Origin of the sequence: Convivina intestini (genome assembly GCF_003096575.1) — a bacterium.
Taxonomy (GTDB): Bacteria; Bacillota; Bacilli; order Lactobacillales; family Lactobacillaceae; genus Convivina; species Convivina intestini.
This window is the reverse complement of the sequence record NZ_QEKT01000001.1, coordinates 1-6,004: the sequence shown is the minus strand read 5'-3', so window position 1 is coordinate 6,004 and position 6,004 is coordinate 1. Positions and strand designations below refer to the sequence as shown.

General features: G+C 41.1%; 2 protein-coding genes. Both read right to left on the bottom strand.

Annotated elements, in window-relative coordinates; all coding sequences use genetic code 11:
- Positions 1-4,762, bottom strand: a 4,762-nt coding sequence (locus C7384_RS08230; RefSeq protein WP_165806745.1) for a pectate lyase-like adhesive domain-containing protein, incomplete at its 3' end; no start/stop codon positions are given.
- A gap of 519 nt (positions 4,763-5,281) precedes the next feature.
- The coding region (locus C7384_RS00005; protein ID WP_116585365.1) for an LPXTG cell wall anchor domain-containing protein at positions 5,282-6,004 on the bottom strand (723 nt) is incomplete at its 5' end.

Genomic DNA, 6,004 nt, shown 5'->3' with positions numbered 1-6,004 from the left:
AGTTTGAAATCGAAGTCGAGGTACTTGCTGACTTCGATGCTGAAGTTGAACCAGAAATCGAATCGGAAATCGAAGCACTAGTTGAAGCCGACTGGCTAGTTGAAGTTGACATCGAACTTGAAGCAGACGTGCTAGTTGAAATCGAAGCACTGGTTGACGCAGCTGAATCTGAATTCGAAATTGATGTCGAGGTCGAACCAGATGCAGAGCCTGACGTACTAATCGAAGTCGAAATACTTGCTGAAGCAGCCGAAGTCGATTCAGAAGCTGAGGTTGAACTAGAAGCACTAGTTGAATTTGAAGTTGAAGTCGAAATTGAACTAGATGTCGAGGTTGACGCACTGGCTGATGTTGAATCCGAGTTTGAAATCGATGTCGAAGTACTTGCCGACTTAGAAGCCGATGTCGAACCAGAAATTGAATCCGAAATCGATGCACTAGTTGAAGCTGATTCTGAAGTCGAAATCGAAGCCGAAGTACTAGTCGAAATTGACGTTGAAATCGATGCATTTGAGTTAGAGCCATTAGCCGAAATCGATTCACTCGTCGAAATTGAGCTAGAGGTTGAGCCAGAGGCTGAACTAGATGTCGACGTTGACGTCGAGGCCGAGCCAGAAGTTGAAGCTGAAGTACTACTTGATGCCGATGTGCTGGTTGAAATTGATCCACTTATCGAAGTAGAAGTCGATGTCGAAGCACTGGACTCACTAGCAGAATTGGAAGCAGAGGTCGAAATCGATTCGCTCTTAGATTTTGAAGTTGACGCCGAAGCAGAATCACTCGTCGACGTCGAAATTGAAGCAGAAGTTGATGTGCTGCCAGAAATTGAAGTACTAGTCGAAGTTGACGCACTAGAATTACTGGTTGAAATCGAGCCAGAAATTGATGTCGAAGTCGAAGCATTTGAATCGGAACCATTAGCTGAAATCGACGTACTAGTTGAAATCGAGCTCGATGTCGAGGTTGATCCACTTATCGAAGTTGACGTCGAGGCCGAAGCACTTGATTCACTAGCGGAATTCGAAGCCGACGTTGAAGCCGATGCACTGGACTCACTGGTCGATATCGAAGCAGAAGTCGAAATCGACTCGCTCTTAGACTTTGAGCTCGAAGACGAAGCAGAATCACTGGTTGACGTCGAAGTTGAGATTGAAGTTGACCCACTTATCGAAGTTGAAGTTGAAGCCGATGCACTTGATTCACTAGCAGAATTCGAAGCCGAGGTTGAAGTCGAAGCACTTGATTCACTAGCGGAATTCGAAGCCGAGGTTGAAGTCGAAGCACTTGATTCACTAGCAGAATTCGAAGCCGAGGTTGAAGCCGAAGCACTCGATTCACTAGCAGAATTCGAAGCCGAGGTTGAAGCCGAAGCACTCGATTCACTAGTTGAACCTGAAGCTGAGGTTGACGTCGAATTTGATGTACTTGCTGAAGTTGATGCTGGAATCGAAGCTGAGGTTGAAGCCGAGGTTGAAATCGACTGCGAAGTAGCAATCGAATAATAGACATAGGTAACCTTGTCAGCACCGTTTGTCATGGTGAAAGTAGTACCAACTGGCACTGTTTTACCATTCAAAACTACGTGGTCAAAGCCATAATCCTTAACCGAAGGCGCAGCTGCAATGCTTGCCTGGCCACCCGTAATACCGTTAATAGTAATATTTTGATCCGGTGTCAAGCTTCGGCCGTTTGTATCTTGAAAAGTAGGCTGAATAGTTTGATTATTACCAGCTACATAAATCGTCGTCAATGGTGTCGTGGTAGAAACCGTAGTCGTCGTGGCTTGTTGAGCATTCGCCCGATCGAAATGATAACCATCCGGCACATTGGTACTTGAATAGTAATCATTAGTCCAATCAATCTTGTTACCAAAGTTGGCTGGTACTAAATTATTGGCAATCGCTTCATCACCGGCCTTACCCGATAACTTTGAATACAAAACCTTACCAGTGTTGCTATCAACGTACTGATAGTAGACATCTTGAGGTACCCCATAAACATAAATATTATAGATATAATTAGTGCCTGCCATTGGAACAATAGCATAATTTGCCTGCCCATAAGCATCACCGTTATCCGTATCATTTGTTGGATCACCACCATCTTGAGCTTTTTCCTTTGCACTTGATGGCACCTGGTCAGCAATTGCCCACATATATCCTGTAGGCATATTGAGTTTAGTAAAATCTGAAGTCTGTAAATTCAACGATTTTCCAATAAAATATTTATTTCGATCTGAAACATCAATATTCGTTGATCCAACAACTTTTCCATTAAAATCAACATAATTAATCTTAATGGTTCCATTGTCCAATGATTGAGTCTGTAATTCTCGAATTGTGTTACTAGGTTTAATTACTTGTTGGTTATCTTGACCAGTATAAACAACATTTGTTGAACTAACTTTCATGCTAGTCACTGGATATTCATAATTTCCAGCTGGAATATCAGTACTGCTATTAGTTCCATTATTCCATACTCTCACAGCAGAATTATTTAAAACGAAACCATAGGGAATACTAGTATTACTATAAATTGTAAAAACAGATCCAGCTGCTGGCTGTCCAGCAGTTGTTAAGCGGGCTATGCGTAGACTTTTAGGAGAAATAAAAGTTACTTGCGAATCCCAACCTACAAACACAACGGAGGAATTATTGGTTTGCCCCAAGTCCAACGTTGTTCCCGCATTAAACACTACCTTAGTTTGCCCATTTAAATAAAATGAGTTTGATCCCGTATTATCAGGTGCAACAACTGTTAAATTTTGACCGAAAATTAATTTTCGACCATAACCATTTCCATCACCATTATAGTTGGCATCGGTAATGAAATTTTGAAAGCGATGTTGCTCCCAAAGGACATTATCTCCAACTTTGATTCCATCATAACGCGCATAAACAAGTGGATTACGATTATTTCTATAACCAGATAGTTCGTTTCCAATAATGGAGGCACCGTCCCCAACAGTAAATTGATGATTATGCCCAGTTGAATTAGTCATTCTATTAGAATATTGTTGTCGTTCAGCCGAAAAATAAAACATCGAATCACCAATCGTACCTGCCGTACGATTCATAGTAATCTTCGATCCATCAGCGATATTGACATTCCCAATAACAACTAATTCTTCTTTAATATTTGCGGTAATATTACCAGAAAAATTGACCGCACTACCTTCTGCCCATAGTAAACGCCTAGGTTGTGTATTTGCGTCTCCTGAAATACCATTTGTGCCACTCAAGGAAACATTGTCAATATTATAAATCCAGCTACCCATTCCACCGTTTTGGGCACGAGTAGTAATGGCACCTTCATAGTCTGTTACACTATTCCCTTCACCAGACCAATTTGTTCCCACAGTTGCCTGTAACAAGTTAATATTGGTAACCGTAAACACAGTGCCTACGGTAGTATTAGTTGTTCCTGTACGAAAGGCAGCTTTTCCTAAATTAACAGTATGTCCATTCCCATCGATAATAATTCCTTTAGTACGCCAGTCCAAAGCAGCACTACCACTATTATCTAGTTTTGGATTAAAGATGTCCCCTTCAATATCAATATAACTGATAGCATTGTCGTTATAAGCAGTCTGCAAACCAGCCCAATCACTTACTTTAGCATAAGTATTATTCCTTTTTGCATCATCCTTATAGCTGTCTTTATTAATAATCTGTTCGGCAGGTTTTACTTTAACAGATGTTGGTGTTACAGCATGACTGGGGTCATCATTATAAATTGTCTGACTATTGAATCCTGAACGATTTTTATCAGGATCCGGTGATACCTGAACACTGGTGTCGGCTTGAACATCGCCAACCGAGGCCACACCGGCTGTCCGAGCTAAGAGCTCAAATGGATTTTGAGAAGTTGCTCCTTGGCTTTGAGAATTAGACTGGCTAGCCGAGGTATGCAGAGCTAGTGAGGTCGCCAAACTCAAATCTTGCGCTAAGCTAGTACTCGTCGAAGTCGAACTAAGGCGACTCCCCTCTTGACTGTCCACCGTACTGTTGGCATCTGAAGCAGCTTGACTATAATCTTGACTTTGCTGAGTACTATCAGCGTCTTGTCCAGTTTGGCTAGCAACTCGGCTATAGGCGTCACTTTGCGCCTGCGAACGAGCTTGACTCGAAGCAGTACTCTTAGCCTGTGAAGTCGCCTGACTCATATCAGTCGTCAAGTAGCTAGCGCTGGCTAAATCAGCATTGGATTGCGTGTTAGTGCCATCGGTTGTCGATTGGGCAACTGCTGATGTAGCCGGTTGAGTTGCATGACTATCAGTATTAGGCTGGCTAGTAACCTCTGATTTTTCAAGCTGACCAGTCTGTTGATTAATATTTGAGTTCTTTTGACTCGCTTGTGAAGTCGAAACACTATCACTAGTACTCAAACTTAACGAATCTTGAGTAGACAGGTTTTGGACCTGCTTAGCCGTAGACTGACTCAAGCTCTGGCTTTGGCTAGCCGAATTACTATCGGAAGCTGCCTTTTGTTCCGCTGATGAATCAACCTGTTGAGCAGTTGAAGTTTCCGGCACAAGAACCACTTGACTTTGCTGAGCCAAAGTTGGCTGACTTTGAACCGAGGTTACGGATTGGTCGTCGGTTGTATCCTTCTTAGTCGTATTATCGGCCGAAATAATGGTCGAATTACCTATACCAAGTGTGAATAAACTTATCCCAGAAACCAACCATAGCTTTCCAGACTTATACATCTTGAAATGCGTTTTGACCGAATTACGATCAAAGATGTTATTCGATTTCATATAATACCTCCTAAATTTTGTGACATACACTACCACACTGATTTTTATTATAAAACAATTTACAAATTATAAAATAGAAAAATATGTGAATTTTATTCTAAAAATCACACTAAAAAATAATATTTACAAATTAGGAATATTTATAAAAGTAACCATTTTTTTATTTTAATGAATAATTAAACTAGTAGTTAATCATCACAAATCTATAAAATCTACCTTATTTAAAAGCATTAATCTATACTTTATGAGAAATAAAACCGGACTAAATCTTCCTAATATTTTAACTTATATAACAAATTAAAAGTATAAAAGACAAATATACCAATTTTAAAAAGGAAAGTTTTTTTAAGTTAATCTGTGTACAAGATAATATTTATAAAAAAATCAATATTTTCCATATTTGCCTCGTTTTCCCCGTGATGTTGTGTATTATAGGTATCACTTCATTACAAAAAGCCCCTGGATTTCAAATCCAGGGGCTTTTGCCATGTTTGGGGTTAAAAAATAATGCTTATTGTCTTACTTTTCTTCCTCTTTCTTGCGCTTTGAACCAAGTACACCTAGTGACAAGGTTGCAGCAGCTAAGCCGATTAGGCCGGCGGCTGATTGCTTATTACTATCTTTTCCTGTATTTGGCAAAGCACTGTGTCCTTGTGCTTTCGCATTCGAAACAGAAGTTGAAAGAACGGGGCTCAAGCTTGTTGATGTTGAGTTTGGTACTAACTTTCCGTGAGCCGACCTCGTTGACTTTAAACCAGTCGCTGAGGATAAATGACTTGTTGATTGAGAACCAAGCTGTGAAGTCGGTTCGGTTGAACCCTGTGAATCAACAGAAGGAGCTGACTGACTCATTAATTCAGAATCAGACATTGAGGCTGGGTCGTTGGCCTTTGACTTTGAAGTCGAGGCTGAGTGGCTCGCACTCGTAGACATCGAACTTGATGTTGACTGACTCGCACTCGTTGACATTGAGTTAGAAGTTGACTGACTCATTGAGGTTGAAGCAGAAGCTGAAGCCGGATTGCTACCATCCTTCGAAGTCGATGTCGAAGCAGACTGACTCGCACTCGTTGAGGCTGAGTTTGAATCGGGATTATTGCCGCTCTGAGACATCGAAGCCGACTGACTAGTTGAAGCGGAAGTACTATCAGACTTTGAATTTGAATTAGATTCTGAAGTGGACGTACTTGCCGACATCGAGGCCGACTTGGATTCAGACTTTGAATCAGAGATCGAAGTCGA